The organism is Klebsiella sp. P1954 (assembly GCF_018199955.1).
GTDB classification, from domain to species: Bacteria; Pseudomonadota; Gammaproteobacteria; order Enterobacterales; family Enterobacteriaceae; genus Klebsiella; species Klebsiella pneumoniae.
The window spans coordinates 755084-770019 of sequence record NZ_CP073373.1 but is presented as its reverse complement, the minus strand read 5'-3'; the positions used below and the strand labels follow the sequence as shown (position 1 = coordinate 770019).

Below are 14936 nucleotides of genomic sequence, written 5' to 3'. Positions count from 1 at the left end.
CCTGCCGTCGCCTGCCAGCTATTTCCCGTCTTTGCGCCAGGCGTCGGCGGTGAGGGCTTCCCCGAAGTGGCCGGCGATCAGGCGCCGGGTCAGGTCGTGCAGCGGCGAGGCCAGCACATCGGCAGTGCTGCCGCGCTCGACCACTTCGCCGTTATGCATCACCAGCACCTGATCGCTGATGTGTTTCATCATTCCCAGGTGCTGAGTGACATAGATATAGGAGATGCCCTGTTTCTCCTGCAGCTCCAGCATCAGGTTGATAAGCTGGGAGCGCATCGACATATCCAGCGAGGCCAACGCCTCATCGCAGACGATAACCTTCGGGCGCAGGATCAGCGCCCTGGCGAGGCCGAGACGCTGCTTCTGACCGGGCGCCAGCATATGGGGGTAGTAGCTGACGTGGTCCGGCAGCAGACCGACCATGCGCAGGGTGTCGATTATCTGCTTCTGCCGCGCCTCGGCGTCGAGATCGGTATTCAGTCGCAGCGGAAAATCGAGGATCTGCGAGATGCGCTGACGCGGGTTCAGCGAGGTCGACGGATCCTGAAAGATCATGCGAATCTTCTGGCTGCGGTAGGAGTAATCCCCAAAAGTCAGCGGATGATCGTCAATCAGCAGTTCGCCGCTGGTGGGTTCCACCATGCCCGCCAGCATCTTCGCGAGGGTCGATTTCCCGGAGCCGTTCTCGCCGATAATCGCCAGCGTCTGCCGTTCGCGCAGGGTAAAACTCAGCGGCTTAACCGCCTCAACCGTCTGACGGTGAAACCAGCCGGTGCGGTAGCGAAAGGTCTTACTGAGTTGGCGAACTTCCAGCAATGTTTCGACCATTTCACTCTTTCTCCATGTTCAACGGGAAATGACAGGCGTACAGATGGTTGCGCGCCCCGGTAAGACGCGGCGTTTCGATACACTCGCGCTGGGCGTACGGGCAGCGCGGCCCCAGCCGACAGCCGATAGGCAACTGCTCCAGCAGCGGGATCGCTCCAGGCAGGGTGTTGAGGCGACTTTTATGCGGCATGGCGCTACCGAAATCCGGGATCGCGCGGATTAACGCCTGGGTGTAGGGGTGATGTGGGAGGGTGATCAGCTCTTCGCTGGGCCCGCTCTCCACCGTCTGCCCGCAGTACATGACGTTGATTTTATCCGCCCATTTGCTGAGCATTTGCAGGTCATGGCTGATCAGCAAGATGGTGGTGTTGTTGTTCTGGTTGAGCCGCGTCAGCAGGCGAATAATCTGCGCCTGGGTGGTCGGCTCCATGGCGTTGGTCGGCTCGTCGGCAATCAGCAGACGCGGCTGGTTGGCCAGGGCGATGGCGATCATCACCTTCTGGCACTCGCCCTCGGTCAGCTGATAGGGGAAGCTGCGCATGGCATCTTTGTGATCTTTAATGCCGACGCGGTGCAACAGCTCGATGGCCCGGCGCTTGCGCCAGCCCAGCCGTTGCCACCAGCGGCCCTTGTAGGTCCAGCCGGGGATACTCTGAATCAGCTGCTGGCCGATGCGCTCAGAGGGATCGAGGCACGACTGGGGCTCCTGAAAAATCATCGACACATTATGGCCGATCAGCTTCCGGCGCTCGCGGTTCGACAGTCGCAGCAGGTCGATGTCATCGAAGCGCATGCGGTCGGCCGTGACCCGCCAGTTGTCTTTGGTCACGCCGCAGATAGCTTTGGCAATAAGGCTTTTCCCGGAGCCGGATTCCCCCACCAGGCCGCGGATTTCGCCTTCGGTCAGCGTCAGGCTGACGCGATCGACGGCTTTTACCCAGCCTTCGCTGGTTTTAAATTCAATGGTTAAGTGACGAATATCGAGTAACGGCATTATTCTACCCCGGCAATGATCGCCCGGCGAATACCGTCGCCCAGCAGGTTGACCAGCAGTACGCTGAGCATAATCGCCGCCCCGGGGAGCATCACGGTCCACGGCGCCACATAGATAAGCTCCAGCGCATCGCCCAGCATGGCTCCCCATTCCGGCGAAGGCAGCTGGGCGCCGAGATCAAGAAAGCCCAGCGCGGCAATATCCAGAATGGCCATCGACAGGGCGCGAGTGATCTCGGTCACCAGGCCGGAGGCGATATTGGGCAGGATGGCGAACAGCAGAATATTCAGCGTCGAGGCGCCGTCGAGGCGGGCGGCGATGATGTACTCTTTCTCCAGCTCATCGTGGACCATGCTGTAGACGGAGCGCACCATGCGCGGCAGCAGCGCCAGCCAGACGGCGAACATCGCATGGCTCAGATGCGGCCCGGCAAAGGCGACGACGATAATCGCCAGCAGCAGCGAGGGGATGGAGAGCAGGGTGTCGAGGATATGGTTCATCACCGCCGAGCGCAGGCCGTGGGTCGATCCGGCAATCACGCCCAGCACCAGACCAAACAGCGTGGCGCCGAGGGTGACGACAAAAGCGCCGCCGACGGTGGGCGCCGCGCCGCTCAGCAGTCGGCTCAGCACATCGCGGCCGAGGTCATCGGTTCCCAGAAAGAAGGAGACTTCGCCATAGCGCGACCACGACGGCGGCAACAGCTGGTAGCCGAGGAACTGCTGGTCGATGCCGTAGGGGGCGAACCAGCCGCCGAAGACGCAGAGCAGCAGCAGGCCCGCGCAGCCGTACAGACCGATCATCGCCGTGGTGTCGCCATAGAACTTACGCCATACGGTGCGCAGCGCGCCGGGCGGACGCTTTTCCAGATAAACGCTATCGTAGGGCATATGAATCCGTTTTAAGTTTGTTAGTCATGCTTTAAGTCTTTTCAAAAATCCCGCTAATACCAACGCCTTGCCAGCATTGAGTGCTTTAATTTTGTGTGTTCTGCATTGATTTGAAGGTTATCAATTTAACCAAAATGTGTACACTGATGTGTATATCATCTTCCGGAGTGTACACATTGCTTACCGACACAAAATTAAGAAAAGCTCTTGGCAAAAAGAGAGACCAGATCGAGGTCATATCGGACGCTCATGGTCTGAATGTCCGGTTGTCTACTTCCGGCAGTATAACATTCTTTTACCGCTACAGATGGAACGGGAAAGCCGCTCAGCTAACGATTGGCGATTATCCCACCACCTCCTTATCTCAAGCTCGCGAACGTAGACAGCAGTTCAGGGCCTGGTTGACAGAAGGACTCGATCCGAGACGGCAAACAGTTCTGGAGAAACAGAAAAAAGTCGAAGCGCTCACTGTTAAAGAGGCTTTCGATTACTGGGAAAAGTATTACTGCATCCCTGAAGGTCTTGTGAAAATCAAGGTTAACCGGCGGGACTTCAATAACCATATAGCGCCTGTGCTGGGGAACATGATTGTTGATCAGACCACTAAAGCGCACTGGCTTAACCTTTTTGATGGCATGGGGCGAAGAGTTGTCACTGGTCAGATGCTTGGGCTGATGCAGCGTACGTTCCGTTTTTGCTCCAATCGAGGGGTAATTAATGTGAACCCAATTGAGAGCCTTAGGCGCTCTGACGTAGGTCTCACAGCATCCGTAAAAGATCGCAGATTGAGTGATGAGGAAATCAAAACAGTTTGGAACATCCTTCCTGAATTGAAATACAGACAACAGCTGATAATGAAGTTTCTCATCATGACTGGCTGCCGGAGTACGGAGATCAGGACAGCAAGATGGGAGTGGTTCGATTTCCATGAGCAAACGTGGACCATTCCGGCAAGCGATTATAAAACCGGGAAATCGGTCAGAAGGGCACTTCCCGAGGCAGTAGTAAGAATGATGTTAGCAGAGAAGGAAACGTCAGTTTCAAAACACGTTGTGACACTGTCACGCTACAGGGGGCCAGAAGATGACAGACCGCCACTACAACCAAACGTCGCTCTGTTTTCTGCTCAGATTATAGCTAAAACAGGCATGAAGCCCTGGTCTCTCCATGACCTCAGACGAACAGTGGCGACACGCCTTTCTGAATTAGGTGCGCCGCCACATGTTGTGGAAAAACTGCTTGGCCATCATATGGCAGGTGTCATGGCACGTTATAACCTGCATGATTATCTGGATGATCAGCGTCACTGGCTTGCTGTTTGGCAGGATCACCTTGAGAAGCTGGTTGGTCAGCCTCTGGTTTGATCCCCACGTTATCTTCCCAGGCCAACAAGTCTGAAAGTCTCCACCTTTTAGGGCTGCCATTTATTTTAGGCTGCGGGAATGGCTGAGCAAAGTAAGAGGGCATCCGGGATGGGGTGCTCCAGAAATAAAGTGTGCTGCGCGATATTTTGTATCTGGACAGAACGTCATCGGTTATCAAAATTTCATCTGATTTATGAGATGTATTAGTCATAAAAACCCCTTAGTTACATTGTCCAGGCAGATGGTGTAGCCGGCGCGCGCAGCTCATGGCTGTGGCCACATAGCTACTTTTTCTGTTAACAACTTCTACAGTGATCTTTGAGCCTTGAACCACCACCGTATAAGTTCTCTTTGTTTTCTGTCGCCCGTAGGCTCCATAAAGCTCAACGTGTTTTGCCAGTGCCGCATCGCACGCCTGGCGGCCCAGAGGGGAGTGTCTGCTTCGGTTAATCAATCGCATATACATTCCTTTATCGGGAGAGTTTCCCCTCCCAATCTGGTTAACCCACGTATTCCGGTTTCATGTCGTCCAGGGCGATGCGGAACTGGTCATACAGTTCATCACCGAGGTGGCGTTTCGCGCCGTTGAGAATGCCTTCAGCTTTAGCGAACAGTTCGACGGCTTCCGGTTCTCCGGGATTAGGTAGAGAGTTGATCGCGGCCTCAACTTTGTTTCGGGCGTCTACCATGAAATAACGCTGCACGGCTTTACCTTTCAGTTCGGTGAAAAGAACAGTGCCCAACACAGCTTTCTCTTTATCCAGATCCGCCCTGATGGCTTTTGCTGCATCGACCGATTCGGCGCGCTCAATGCGGTCACGGAAATCATCTGCCAGGGAATCAATATTGAGAGCTGAATCCTGCGCGCTGGTGGTGATGTCTGTTCCGCTGGTGATCTCTGCGACAGACATTCTTTGCGCCGGCGCCGGGTTTATTTCTCGCTCGGTCCTTTGTTCAACTTCATCCGGGCTGTAAACACCCAGGATGACTTCCGGGCAATACAGCCGTGCCCAGTATTTGACGCCCAGATAAGCGATCTGCTGTTTCGGGTTAGAAACCCACAAAGGAGAATTACGTGTGACGACTCCAGAGAGATAAAGTGGCTCCCCCCAGGTGATTTCTGATTCACCGCGCAGAATCGCGCCAACCTGGACGAATAACCCGATTTCGTCTTCATCAGTCCAGCCGCGCACCCGTTCTGTAACGCTGTATTTCCCATTTTTACCGTGTTTTTCCCTGGTAATTTCCTGCGTCCTTGTGCAACGTTCCCAGTCGCCGCCGTAGCGATAATGAAATCGACCGTTAATAGCGCTGGAACTGGCGATTACCGCGTTGACGAGCTGGGCTTCATATCCGAGCACGCCGTTTACCAGATGCGTTTTTTGCGCGACTGCATAGGGATTCATGCCCCACTGCATAGCCTGCATAACGATGGCCATGCAATCGGCTGGCTTACCTGCGAGGTGAGCTGGCACTGTCACTTGTGAATCAGCCATAAGGTTTGCGAAAGCAGTTAACTGACCGAGAGCCTGAACGTTAAAGATCGCGTTGCTAGCTGAAATGGTGTTTGGTGCCTGCTGTTCGGCTGTAACAATGTTAGTGTTTTCCATGACTGTTCCCCCTTATGCCTGTACGCGCAGCGCTTCGAGACGGCGCATATCAAAATCGTTAAGTTCTTCGGTGTAGTCTTCGGTAATCGGCGCCGGCCATTCGCCAGTGTCGAAACCGTTCGCGATGGCACGCATTGCTTTGCGATATTCCAGCATGCCAAGTTCCAGCAGTTCTTCGGATGCCTCGATGATGGCGATCCAGTGGTAGTTCTCGTCTTTGTTGACGAATATCCAGAAGAACTGGTCAAGGGCTGCGGTTTCGCAGTACATAGCCGCGCTCAGGTGGTAATCGCGCTCGATGATTTCCCGGTGCAGCTTCGCGCGCAGGCCTTCCTGCTTAATGTTCCACATACTGATGGTTTTCAGGTCCGCACCAATGCGCAGGCCGCCCATGTCTATTTCAAGGTCAGGGCGCACGCGAACTTCCAGCCCGGTTTCCTCATCAATGCCGAAATAGCTCACCTCGACGGCACGGCTCGGGTGCGTCAACAACTTGCCGGCGGTAGGGTGATTCAACAGTGCTTTCTGAATGGCCAGTGCCGTAGCCAGCTGCTGGCGGGTAACCAGCACTTTTCCTTCCGGGTTCTCGCGCCATGCATCCAGCAGCTCGTCGGCAAACACGGCATCCGGTTTTACCGATTTCACGGCTTGAATCAGATCGGCCTTTGTGCCAGAGACTTTCAGGGGCTGCGCCTTCTGTGCTTCCTGAGCAACCATGTCAGGATTAATAAGCGCCAGCTGTTCCAGTAAGACATCGCGGCCACCGCTGGTTTTCACCTGGGCGGGCAGGGTGGCGTTGTATTCTTTGATGCAGGCCTTCATTGCGGTGGCGGTTTGCTTCTGACCGTCTTCAATGCGCTGGAACTCAGCAGGTAAAGACATATAACCCTGGCCGGTTTCTTCAACTGATGTACCCAAGGGAACCTGGGCGGGCAGGTTCGCGTTGTATTCCTCCAGGAATCTCTTGATGTCCTCTGCGCTGAGCAAAACCGGAAGCCCGTTGTTGTATTCATCGATAAATGCGCGGATCGTCGCCGTCGTGGTGAAGGCGCCTTCCGGGATTTCCGGCTCTATACTGAATTCTTTTTCCAGCTGATCAGGCTGCAGCGCCAGTGCATGCACCAGATTGCCCATATCCAGAACAGGAGAGCGCACCTTCTGGATGGTTTTGGATACGTGGCGCGCCTCGAAAAACATCAGCGATACCCGCGCATCTTTAACCATCGTGGAGCTGATGCCGTTAGCGGCGTGGTAGACCTCATTTGGCACGCCTTCATATCGACCAGGCTCGAAATACTCCGGCCATGCTGGCGCTGCTTGTTCAGCCTCTTCCTCTTCATCGCTATGAGCACTCTCGGAAACCTGGCTTTTCAGCACTTCGGCGGTAAGATCCGGGCAGCGTTCAGCCAGTATTTCTCTCATGTTCACGGCAGTTGTTTGCGCAGGAGGTTCATCAGCGCCTTCGCCTGCTGATACCGCATTATCATTTTCGTCTTCGACCGGCTGAGCCGTTTCCATCTGCACATTGCTGGTGGTTTCCCCGGAATTAGCTGGATGTAATTTTTCTTCTGCAGCGCGCTGGCGCGCCTGGTCCACGATAGAAAGTGCTTGTGCTGGTGCTGGTGCTGGTGCTGGTGCTGGTGCTGGTGCTGGTGCTGGTGCTGGTGATGTCTGGCTATCCATCAGACCATCAATCGAAAAAACACCATTGCCCATGTTTGAAACTTCAGGCTGTTTGGGCTTGGTCAGGTCTTCGGTTATCCACTTCGGATCCGTGGGGTCACTGATACCTTCGACATATTCACCGCGTTCGGCGGCCAGAACCTGATTAGCGTCAGGGCGTTTCTTTTGAGCTTCTTTCACCAGTTCGGTGCCAATTACCTGAAAGTCAGTTGGGAGAGTTTCCAGGTCAGGCACACCTTCATCTCCATCGATAGCCTTTTTCACAGCGTCCAGAGTGACGGCGGCAGATGAAACATGACCAGCTTTTTCAAGCGTCTCAGCAGAAGGGGCATCATGTTTATGCTCGGTCAGATTCGCATTGATATAGGTCTGCAGACTTACCGGGAAATGATGAATATCGCTGGTGGCGCCACGAATAAGGGCAAAAATGGCTGCGCGGGAATAATCCAGGATGCCTGCGACCTTGCGCAGCGCTGCAGACCATTCCTTGAACGGACTTTCTTTCTTCTGGACGATCTCTTTGGCCCGGCGGTGAATTGATGCCGGGAAATTGTAGATATCGAAATCCATTGGCATTGTGGCCAGGGCTATTTCTACATCGAGCGTATCAAGGGTATGGGTGTAGTCAGGATTGCGATCGGTTTTATTACCGCCGCCAGCATTCGTACCTGCATCAGTTTTCATAACCGAAGAAATGCAGTTACCGGCAGCCCATTCCCTGGTGAGAATGCCGCGGTCGATCGCGTTAGTAGCGAACCACAGCTTTGCAAACTGGATACGCTTGCCGAGCTCATGCCGTTTCCCTTCGGGGAAGACTTTTTTATTGGCACTGGTGAATTTCCAGAGCGCCGGCATATCGTATTTTTTGATTTCAGGGATATTCTCGGCGGCCAGAATCAGATCCTGGACGGCTGCGTTATCAGTGTCCATTTCAAGAACTGACAACTCCTGCCGGTGAGGCATGCTGATATGATAAACGTGGTGTTCTTCGGCCATATACTGCGCCAGCAGCTGAGTGCGAAAGGGGAGTTCTGCCACGTTAAAAAGCGCGCTTGAATCGTTCTGGTATTCATCGCTACCGAAAGTTTCCACGGTCTCACCTTGTGTCGCGTCGCCAGTGGTATTGGCATCAACCGGCTCGCCACTAACGGGCTCAGCGGGTACTCCGGCATCATCGATGTGATGATCCGCTGGCGACTGACCTGGCTTCAGAGCCCAGGTGCGACCATCATCACCGAGCTGGTAGCGTTCGCACCATGAGTAATCGAGAACACCTTCCGCCGGCAGGTCATTGAATACCGGGAAATCGGTGCGAATAGGTTTTTGATAGTCTTTGCCGCGGCCTGTTTCGATCCCAGCGTCTTCCAGATCGACGTCGAGCTGCAGTAGAGCGCGGGCTTCTGATTTATTAGTGCGCCAGATTACGGCATCAGCTTTACCCGATTTTTGAGTCGCTTTTATCAGATAAAAATATTCCATGTGATAGCCTCTATTTTGGATGTAGAATCCCCCGGGCCATTGGTAGCGCCCATTCAGGGTGGTCATTGGTTTTGGTAATTTCCGGTGTAACTTTGGTCGGTGGCACCGGACGTACAGCCCGCTTCGGCGGGTTTACGTTAGCCCTCGTGAGCCATCTGGTCGTGAGAGGCGCAACGTTCAGAGCAATACTCTTTTTCTTTCCGTGCTAGCTGGTTCCCCTGGAGGTACAACAGGGTGCTTACCACTGGCTTTCCCTCGATTGCTTTACTGCAGTAACCGCATTTCTTCTGCATTCTTCCCCCTACATTTGCACCGTGAACCCGGCCGGATGCTCGTCCAGTAAACCTTTCAGTGGATAACATTCAGCTTTCACGTGTTGCTCTTCTGCAGCTGCCTTGCAGTCATTCTCAGTGTCGTAAACGCCGAGCAGGACATCCTGATTACCGCCCGTCAGCATGCTGACGGTGAGAACCAGGGCAAACATCGTGCTCATGAAGGGTCTCCTTTTTGCGCGAGCATGTAGCACACCCGGCGGATGAAAGCTGACAGCGGACTTAAACGAATAGCCTGCTGACGAGCGGGTTTGCGTGCGAAATCATTCATAGAAACAATCCCCTCAGTGCGCTGAAGAGCGCGATCCAGATGAAGAGCCCAATAACTGCTGAAATGATCAGGGCTCTGATGCCTTGCTTGCTCATTCCAACTCCTCATGTTTGCCTGTCTTTTAACCACTTCAGGCTCGGTGGTATGCTGGTAGTTCTCACACAGCCAGCAAAAAAATAAAAAATGTCAAAACTGACAACGATGGAAGTTGCTTGCCCTGATTGCGGAAGCGAGATGCTCAAGCGTCCCGATGATTTCGACTTTGATACAAATTTTGTTGGCGTCAGTTGTGCCAACTGTGGTCGAGAAATCACTAAGGACGATGTTGTTAAGCAAGGGACGGATGTTGTCAAAAAGCAGGTTGACGACATCCTCAGGGATGCCTTCAAGGGAACGGGCTGGAAGCTCAAGTAACCCCAGTAGTTCCTCGACCTGATTGATTACTTCCGTGGCGTCTATTTCGAGTTCAATAGGCGCCACCTTTACCTTACTCATCTCACCCTCATTGCCTTGTCGCCGGCCAGCGGAACGTTTATCGGAGCAACGCAGCGCGTTGTTGATGTGATGAGTTTAATCATTGCTAAACTATTCTGTAAAGTAAAAAGTAAACTTTTGTGCGTAAAAAATTGAAGCCTTCAGATCCTGAGGCCCAAATGAAGGAAGTGGTTGTGAAAGAACCAAAGCCCGCCTTTGATGAGATTTGGTTTGGGAGGCGTGAGCGTTAACTGCGTGAAGCCAGTAACTCTTTGAAAAGTTCGTTGAATTTATTGAACTTAGATTCAAATTCAATTAGCGCTTCTTTCTTTGCGGAGTCAGGGAATCCACGAAAAAAAGTAATGAGCTTAAGTTCTTCTTCACTCAACACAAGACTTGGCGGTGTGTTTTGGGAGTCAGAGGTGTCTGAGTCAAGGAAGCCTGAGGGCATTCCGTAATCTCTTTCTAACCTTCTTGCCGCTCTTTCGCCAAAGGAACTGCGGCCATTTATCAATTGAGATAAATAGCTTTTCTCTTTCTCTGGAAGCGACTTTTCTGAGAACCATTCCTTAAGTCGCCTGCGTCTAATTTCCTGTGTCGTCATAGAAAGCATTTTGATTAGTAATTTATAAACAAGCAAATACTTGACGTTTTGGTTTAGTATTTTATAAACTCACCGTAATCACATGAGGGAGCCACTATGCAACTTAAAGATTATCTAAACATGAAACGAGGCAGCTCCAAGGCCTTGGCTACAAAGCTCGAGGTATCGACTTCTTATCTTTCACAAATGGCATCTGGGATTGCTGCCATATCCCCATCTCGCGCCATACAAATAGAACAGCTTACGGAAGGCGCTGTTACCAGAGCAGATTGTTTCCCAGATGATTGGGAAACAATCTGGCCTGAGTTTATACCTCCTACAACTCCCCTAACTAACAGCTCCGAGCTTAATGGGGATTAACCATGCAAACACTTCCCTTTCAACAAAATACCGGATTCAACACCGGCGCTCTGATAAAGCGAAATCAGCTGAGAGAGTCAGATCACGACGGTATTCGCTCTGCCGTTCGCGCCTGGGCAGCAGCTGAAGGGCAGGACGTTGTCTCGGCATACATCATCGATGAGTGGCGACAGCAGGGCGGCGAGGAGATCGCGTTTCCTGATGACATCAGCCGAGCCAGACAAAAGCTTTTTCGCTACCTGGACAACCCGGCCGAGTCTGAACGTTATCGCGAGTACGTTCGCCTTCTTACCCCGGCAATCATGACCGTTCTTCCGCTGGAGTTTCGCCATCGCCTGATGCCCGAAGACAATTTTATGTCCCGTCTGGCTCGTCTGGAAAAAGAAACCAGCGAAGCAAAGATTGCCGTTGCTGTGGGGGCTCCACGCCATCAGAAGCTGAAAGAACTGAGCGAGGGAATTGTCGAGATGTTCCGGATAGACCCTGAGTTAACGGCGCCGCTGATGGCCATTGTCACTTCAATGCTAGGAGTGACGTGATGCTGGAACTCAGAAAGGTGAAAGCCGCGGTGCTGCAACACCTACGGCTTTCGTTGCGAATTAACTGGATCAATTCACAGGGGAAATTATGAACACTCACCAACTGAATATCAATAACGGGGGCGCCCATGGCTAAAAATTCTATCGACGCATACGGCGCCAGCGGCAAAAGCAATGTTCTTTTTTTCGAACCGGAAAGTTTGCATCTGGTTACCGATACAACACACCCGCTGTACGACGAACGAGTACACCTACCGCTTAATGAAGCTGTGATCCTCAACATCATGGAGCTTGGGGTACTCGAACCGATTATCGTGTGGAAGGACCCAGAGACAGGGAAAACCTGCGTGGTTTCAGGTCGGCAGCGCGTAAAGAACGCTATGGAAGCAAACGCCAGGAGAAAGCGGGCAGGGCTGGAACCCTGGCCGGTACCCGGTATAGCTAAGCGCGGCTCGGCAATTCAAATGGCCAAATACATGGTCAGCGAAAACGAGATCACGCAACCAGATACCCCACTGGGCCGGGCAAAAAAAATGGTTCAGCAGATGGAATACGGTCATGACGAAAATGACATTGCCCTGCTTTTTGGCTGCAGCGTAAAAACGGTCCAGGCAACCGTAGCTCTACTGGATGCTACGCAGGCCGTCCAGGCGGCGGTTGAGGCTGGAAAAGTCACTGTCACTCAAGCGCGTCAGCTGGTCGATATGCCACCGGAAAAGCAGCGGGAAACGGTCAAACAGTTAGAGGCAGCGGCAGAGGGTGTAACTGGCCACGAGAAAGCTCGCCGTCAGCGCGCTGTCCTTGGCGACACAAAGCCGCGTCTCAAATCCCGTAAGGAAATCACCCAGCAACTTCAAACCGCCAGTGGCGAATACGCTGAGGCTTTGCGGTGGGTGCTTGGTGATGAAAACACACCAGTTTAAGCAACAACGGGGTCTCTATGCGTGATTACGGCAAGGTGCATACATCATTTTGGATAAGCGATGGAATGCGCCGGGTATCGGATGACGCCAGGTTGCTGGCGCTGTACCTGCTCACCGGGCAACACACAAACATGATCGGGTGTTTCCGACTGCCTGATGGATACGTTTCGGAAGACCTTGCCTGGACTCCTGAAAGGGTTTCGAAAGGGTTTGATGAGCTATCGGCTAACGGTTTCGCAACGCGTGATTCGTCATCGAAATGGGTGCTAATTCGTAACTTTCTGACCTGGAATTCAGTTGAAAACCCAAACCAGGGAATTGCAGCACTTCGTTTGTTTGATCAGGTCCCGGACAAATCTACGGTGAAGCCAGAGCTGGCGCGGGTTTTAGCCTCGGCAATATCCCACATTGGTATCGCAAAACTAAAGGGTTCCGAAAGGGTTCTCGAACCGTTCCTTAACCAGGAACAGGATCAGGAGCAGGAACAGGATCAGGAGGAAGATAGTTCGGGGCATGGCTCCGCCACACCCCCTGAAGATCAGAACCAGGACGAAGGCGATAAACCTGAACCTCAAAAAATATACCCGAATGAGTTCGAGCAGGTCTGGTCGGTTTATCCCAGGCGGGCAGGGGGTAACAGCAAATCCGATGCCTTCAAAGCCTGGAATGCCCGAATCAGGGATGGAACCACTACGGCGGAAATCCTCGCAGGTGTGGAGCGTTACGCGGCTTTCGTAAAAGCCGAGGGAATCCTGAACACGCAGTACGTGAAACAGGCGAAAACGTTTTTTGGTCCCGGTATGCATTTCAGCGAACCGTGGGCGATTCAGCAGGCGCCAGGAACTCGAGATCCCAATCAGATTTCGGAACCTGACAAAACCATCCCAGCGGGATTCAGGGGGTAGCGATGAAAAACTTTGTTCGTACCGGGAATGCACTGGAGCGATTTAAAAAACTCATTCCCCCTGGCGTTCAGCCTAAATTCGGCAGCGTTGATGAATGGCGTGCCTGGCAAGCCGAAGAAGGCCGTAAGCGCTGTGAGGAACTGGAAAAACAAAACCAGCGCGCACGTGCAGAGAAAATCTTTGGACGTGCAGGAATTCAGGATCTGCACCGCGGCTGCACATTCGCGAACTATCAGGTTGAGTCGGATGGCCAGCGTCGGGCGCTCTCGATGGCGAAAAGTTATGCGCAGCATTTCGGCTCTGGGTTTGCGAGTTTCGTATTCAGCGGAGCACCGGGCACCGGGAAAAACCATCTGGCGGCAGCAATCGGAAATCACCTGCTGGCTGGTGGCCGCTCTGTGCTGGTGGTAACCATTCCGGATCTCATGCTGCGTGTTCGGGAATGTTATGACGGCGGGCAGTCAGAGGCGTCCTTGCTGGACGATTTGTGCCATGTGGACCTGCTTATTCTGGATGAGGTGGGTATTCAGCGCGGAAGCAGCGGTGAAAAAGTCATCCTGAATCAGGTTATCGATCGCCGGCTGTCCTCCATGCGACCTGTCGGCATCCTAACCAACCTGAACTATGAATCGCTGAAGGAAACACTGGGTATGCGGATCCTTGACCGTCTCCAGATGGACGGCGGTATGTGGGTGAATTTTGAATGGGACAGCTATCGCAAAAACGTGCGCCATTTGCGTGTCGTTAAGTGAGGTATGTATGGCTAGAGCATTGTCAGCAGTTGAGCGCAGAGAGTACGTCCGCGCAGTGATTCGGATCACCAGACATCAGGGGCGACTCACGACCGCCGAGACAATGAAAAAACTGGGGCTGAGCCGCGCTACTGTCCAGCGGTATTTTTCCGAAGCAGAAGCGACTGGCGAGGTTATCCGGCATGGTCGTTTGGGGCTTTTCCGCGATCAGCGGGCCGTCATCGACTTTGACATGAAGCGCTTTGGCCTGGTGCCGAAAGTTGCTGTTGGGATGAATTACAGCCTGCTTGGTTGCCCCGTATTCCAGCGTTTCCTCGATATTCAGGAAGTCATTTTTACCTGTACGCCTGCATCGTCATCCCGGGAGGCCGTATGACAATCGTAAAAACCCATACCGGCACCGTGATCACCAAAGACGGTCTGCAGGTAAAAAAACTGCACCAGACAGAGCGAATGTGGGTCGTCGGCAAAAATGAGTTTTACCACAAAGAAACCGGGCGCCGTCACTTTGCAGAAAATACGCGCCGCCGACTGCTGCTCGACACCATCAAGCCTATCGGGGTGAAGCATGTTTAAACAGAACGAAAAATGTATCGCTCAAATTGCTGAGTATATCCCGCGCGCCTGCCGGGGTATGCAGCTGCAGGAGGCCAAAGCGCGCCTGGAGAAAAAAATTGCGCTCTATATCGATGACAGCTGTGATGCTGCCGTTCTTAATGCGGCCTTTGCGCCAGCTCTTAACAGCCATACGAGGGAGTCTTTTTTTTCGTGCATCGCAGCGCAGCTGCATGAGGGGGCCAAATGAACAACTCACTGCTTATTTTATGTATCAAAGATACCGAGGGATAATGAACTGTAGGTGAGATGTAACCGGCCCGTCAGAACTGGCGGGCCGGTTACATCTCATGCAGTTGCTTGACGCCATTAC

18 protein-coding genes and 1 pseudogene are annotated in these 14936 nt (G+C 53.1%); 10 read left to right on the top strand and 9 right to left on the bottom strand.

Annotation, left to right across the window (positions count from 1 at the left end):
* Positions 1 to 18 precede the first annotated feature (18 nt).
* From sapF to sapC, 3 genes are read right to left on the bottom strand one after another with little or no spacing between them, the layout of a single operon-like run.
* Entirely contained in the window at positions 19 to 828 is an 810-nt protein-coding gene (gene sapF, locus KB890_RS03855) for a putrescine export ABC transporter ATP-binding protein SapF (RefSeq protein WP_004140269.1), read from the bottom strand.
* 1 nt (position 829) lies between these two features.
* Positions 830 to 1822 (bottom strand): putrescine export ABC transporter ATP-binding protein SapD, encoded by a 993-nt coding sequence (gene sapD, locus KB890_RS03850; protein WP_004140266.1) that lies wholly within the window; start codon positions 1820 to 1822, stop codon positions 830 to 832.
* Positions 1822 to 2712 carry a putrescine export ABC transporter permease SapC gene (sapC, locus tag KB890_RS03845; protein WP_004151901.1) on the bottom strand — a complete coding sequence of 297 codons (891 nt, stop codon included), beginning with the start codon at positions 2710 to 2712 and terminating at the stop codon, positions 1822 to 1824. The genes sapD and sapC overlap by 1 nt, the downstream gene beginning before the upstream one ends.
* Positions 2713 to 2858: 146 nt before the next feature.
* Between sapC and KB890_RS03840 the strand changes: the two genes are divergently transcribed.
* Positions 2859 to 4076 carry a tyrosine-type recombinase/integrase gene (locus tag KB890_RS03840; protein ID WP_012542039.1) on the top strand — a complete coding sequence of 406 codons (1218 nt, stop codon included), beginning with the start codon at positions 2859 to 2861 and terminating at the stop codon, positions 4074 to 4076.
* Between the two features lie 220 nt (positions 4077 to 4296).
* Here KB890_RS03840 and KB890_RS03835 read toward each other — a convergent pair whose 3' ends face one another.
* From KB890_RS03835 to KB890_RS03815, 5 genes and pseudogenes are all read right to left on the bottom strand, one after another.
* A complete protein-coding gene (locus KB890_RS03835) occupies positions 4297 to 4536 on the bottom strand; it encodes a DUF4060 family protein (protein WP_022631172.1) in 240 nt (79 codons plus the stop codon).
* A gap of 40 nt (positions 4537 to 4576) precedes the next feature.
* A pseudogene (locus tag KB890_RS03830) lies at positions 4577 to 5736 on the bottom strand (RecT family recombinase).
* Entirely contained in the window at positions 5699 to 8848 is a 3150-nt protein-coding gene (locus KB890_RS03825; RefSeq protein WP_022631174.1) for a RecE family exodeoxyribonuclease, read from the bottom strand. Before KB890_RS03825 ends, KB890_RS03830 begins: the two are co-directional and overlap by 38 nt.
* Positions 8849 to 8985: 137 nt before the next feature.
* The gene (locus tag KB890_RS03820) at positions 8986 to 9141 is read right to left on the bottom strand and encodes a YdaE family protein (protein ID WP_022631175.1); all 156 of its coding nucleotides are present in this window, start codon (positions 9139 to 9141) and stop codon (positions 8986 to 8988) included.
* Positions 9142 to 9149: 8 nt separating this feature from the next.
* Positions 9150 to 9341, bottom strand: a complete 192-nt coding sequence (locus KB890_RS03815; RefSeq protein WP_020804303.1) for a YdfD/YebW family protein — start codon at positions 9339 to 9341, stop codon at positions 9150 to 9152.
* Between the two features lie 293 nt (positions 9342 to 9634).
* Between KB890_RS03815 and KB890_RS27785 the strand changes: the two genes are divergently transcribed.
* Positions 9635 to 9865 carry an ECs_2282 family putative zinc-binding protein gene (locus KB890_RS27785; protein ID WP_193951072.1) on the top strand — a complete coding sequence of 77 codons (231 nt, stop codon included), beginning with the start codon at positions 9635 to 9637 and terminating at the stop codon, positions 9863 to 9865.
* Positions 9866 to 10172: 307 nt separating this feature from the next.
* Here the strand turns inward: KB890_RS27785 and KB890_RS03805 are convergent, their stop codons facing one another.
* Complete coding sequence (locus KB890_RS03805; protein ID WP_071784507.1) at positions 10173 to 10529, bottom strand: hypothetical protein; 357 nt, start codon at positions 10527 to 10529, stop codon at positions 10173 to 10175.
* 96 nt (positions 10530 to 10625) lie between these two features.
* Here KB890_RS03805 and KB890_RS03800 point away from each other — a divergent pair, with 96 nt between their 5' ends.
* The 8 genes from KB890_RS03800 (at position 10626) to KB890_RS03765 (ending at position 14813) form a co-directional block, all read left to right on the top strand.
* Entirely contained in the window at positions 10626 to 10889 is a 264-nt protein-coding gene (locus KB890_RS03800) for a transcriptional regulator (protein ID WP_071784508.1), read from the top strand.
* A gap of 2 nt (positions 10890 to 10891) precedes the next feature.
* A complete protein-coding gene (locus KB890_RS03795; protein ID WP_022631179.1) occupies positions 10892 to 11428 on the top strand; it encodes a toxin YdaT domain-containing protein in 537 nt (178 codons plus the stop codon).
* 128 nt (positions 11429 to 11556) lie between these two features.
* Positions 11557 to 12351 carry a ParB/RepB/Spo0J family partition protein gene (locus tag KB890_RS03790; protein ID WP_022631181.1) on the top strand — a complete coding sequence of 265 codons (795 nt, stop codon included), beginning with the start codon at positions 11557 to 11559 and terminating at the stop codon, positions 12349 to 12351.
* A 17-nt stretch (positions 12352 to 12368) separates the two neighbouring features.
* Positions 12369 to 13256 (top strand): hypothetical protein, encoded by an 888-nt coding sequence (locus KB890_RS03785; RefSeq protein WP_022631182.1) that lies wholly within the window; start codon positions 12369 to 12371, stop codon positions 13254 to 13256.
* 2 nt (positions 13257 to 13258) lie between these two features.
* The gene (locus KB890_RS03780; RefSeq protein WP_022631183.1) at positions 13259 to 14008 is read left to right on the top strand and encodes an ATP-binding protein; all 750 of its coding nucleotides are present in this window, start codon (positions 13259 to 13261) and stop codon (positions 14006 to 14008) included.
* A 7-nt stretch (positions 14009 to 14015) separates the two neighbouring features.
* On the top strand, positions 14016 to 14384 hold the full coding sequence (locus tag KB890_RS03775; protein ID WP_022631184.1) for a DUF977 family protein: 369 nt from the start codon (positions 14016 to 14018) through the stop codon (positions 14382 to 14384).
* Entirely contained in the window at positions 14381 to 14584 is a 204-nt protein-coding gene (locus KB890_RS03770; protein ID WP_022631185.1) for a hypothetical protein, read from the top strand. The genes KB890_RS03775 and KB890_RS03770 overlap by 4 nt, the downstream gene beginning before the upstream one ends.
* A complete protein-coding gene (locus KB890_RS03765) occupies positions 14577 to 14813 on the top strand; it encodes a hypothetical protein (RefSeq protein ID WP_022631186.1) in 237 nt (78 codons plus the stop codon). Before KB890_RS03770 ends, KB890_RS03765 begins: the two co-directional genes overlap by 8 nt.
* Positions 14814 to 14936 lie beyond the last annotated feature (123 nt).

Coding starts and splice junctions, on each gene's coding strand:
- sapF (WP_004140269.1), bottom strand. CDS start 828: ATGGTCGAAACATTGCTGGAAGTTCGCCAACTCAGTAAGACCTTTCGC.
- sapD (WP_004140266.1), bottom strand. CDS start 1,822: ATGCCGTTACTCGATATTCGTCACTTAACCATTGAATTTAAAACCAGC.
- sapC (WP_004151901.1), bottom strand. CDS start 2,712: ATGCCCTACGATAGCGTTTATCTGGAAAAGCGTCCGCCCGGCGCGCTG.
- KB890_RS03840 (WP_012542039.1), top strand. CDS start 2,859: ATGTGTATATCATCTTCCGGAGTGTACACATTGCTTACCGACACAAAA.
- KB890_RS03835 (WP_022631172.1), bottom strand. CDS start 4,536: ATGCGATTGATTAACCGAAGCAGACACTCCCCTCTGGGCCGCCAGGCG.
- KB890_RS03825 (WP_022631174.1), bottom strand. CDS start 8,848: ATGGAATATTTTTATCTGATAAAAGCGACTCAAAAATCGGGTAAAGCT.
- KB890_RS03820 (WP_022631175.1), bottom strand. CDS start 9,141: ATGCAGAAGAAATGCGGTTACTGCAGTAAAGCAATCGAGGGAAAGCCA.
- KB890_RS03815 (WP_020804303.1), bottom strand. CDS start 9,341: ATGAGCACGATGTTTGCCCTGGTTCTCACCGTCAGCATGCTGACGGGC.
- KB890_RS27785 (WP_193951072.1), top strand. CDS start 9,635: ATGTCAAAACTGACAACGATGGAAGTTGCTTGCCCTGATTGCGGAAGC.
- KB890_RS03805 (WP_071784507.1), bottom strand. CDS start 10,529: ATGACGACACAGGAAATTAGACGCAGGCGACTTAAGGAATGGTTCTCA.
- KB890_RS03800 (WP_071784508.1), top strand. CDS start 10,626: ATGCAACTTAAAGATTATCTAAACATGAAACGAGGCAGCTCCAAGGCC.
- KB890_RS03795 (WP_022631179.1), top strand. CDS start 10,892: ATGCAAACACTTCCCTTTCAACAAAATACCGGATTCAACACCGGCGCT.
- KB890_RS03790 (WP_022631181.1), top strand. CDS start 11,557: ATGGCTAAAAATTCTATCGACGCATACGGCGCCAGCGGCAAAAGCAAT.
- KB890_RS03785 (WP_022631182.1), top strand. CDS start 12,369: ATGCGTGATTACGGCAAGGTGCATACATCATTTTGGATAAGCGATGGA.
- KB890_RS03780 (WP_022631183.1), top strand. CDS start 13,259: ATGAAAAACTTTGTTCGTACCGGGAATGCACTGGAGCGATTTAAAAAA.
- KB890_RS03775 (WP_022631184.1), top strand. CDS start 14,016: ATGGCTAGAGCATTGTCAGCAGTTGAGCGCAGAGAGTACGTCCGCGCA.
- KB890_RS03770 (WP_022631185.1), top strand. CDS start 14,381: ATGACAATCGTAAAAACCCATACCGGCACCGTGATCACCAAAGACGGT.
- KB890_RS03765 (WP_022631186.1), top strand. CDS start 14,577: ATGTTTAAACAGAACGAAAAATGTATCGCTCAAATTGCTGAGTATATC.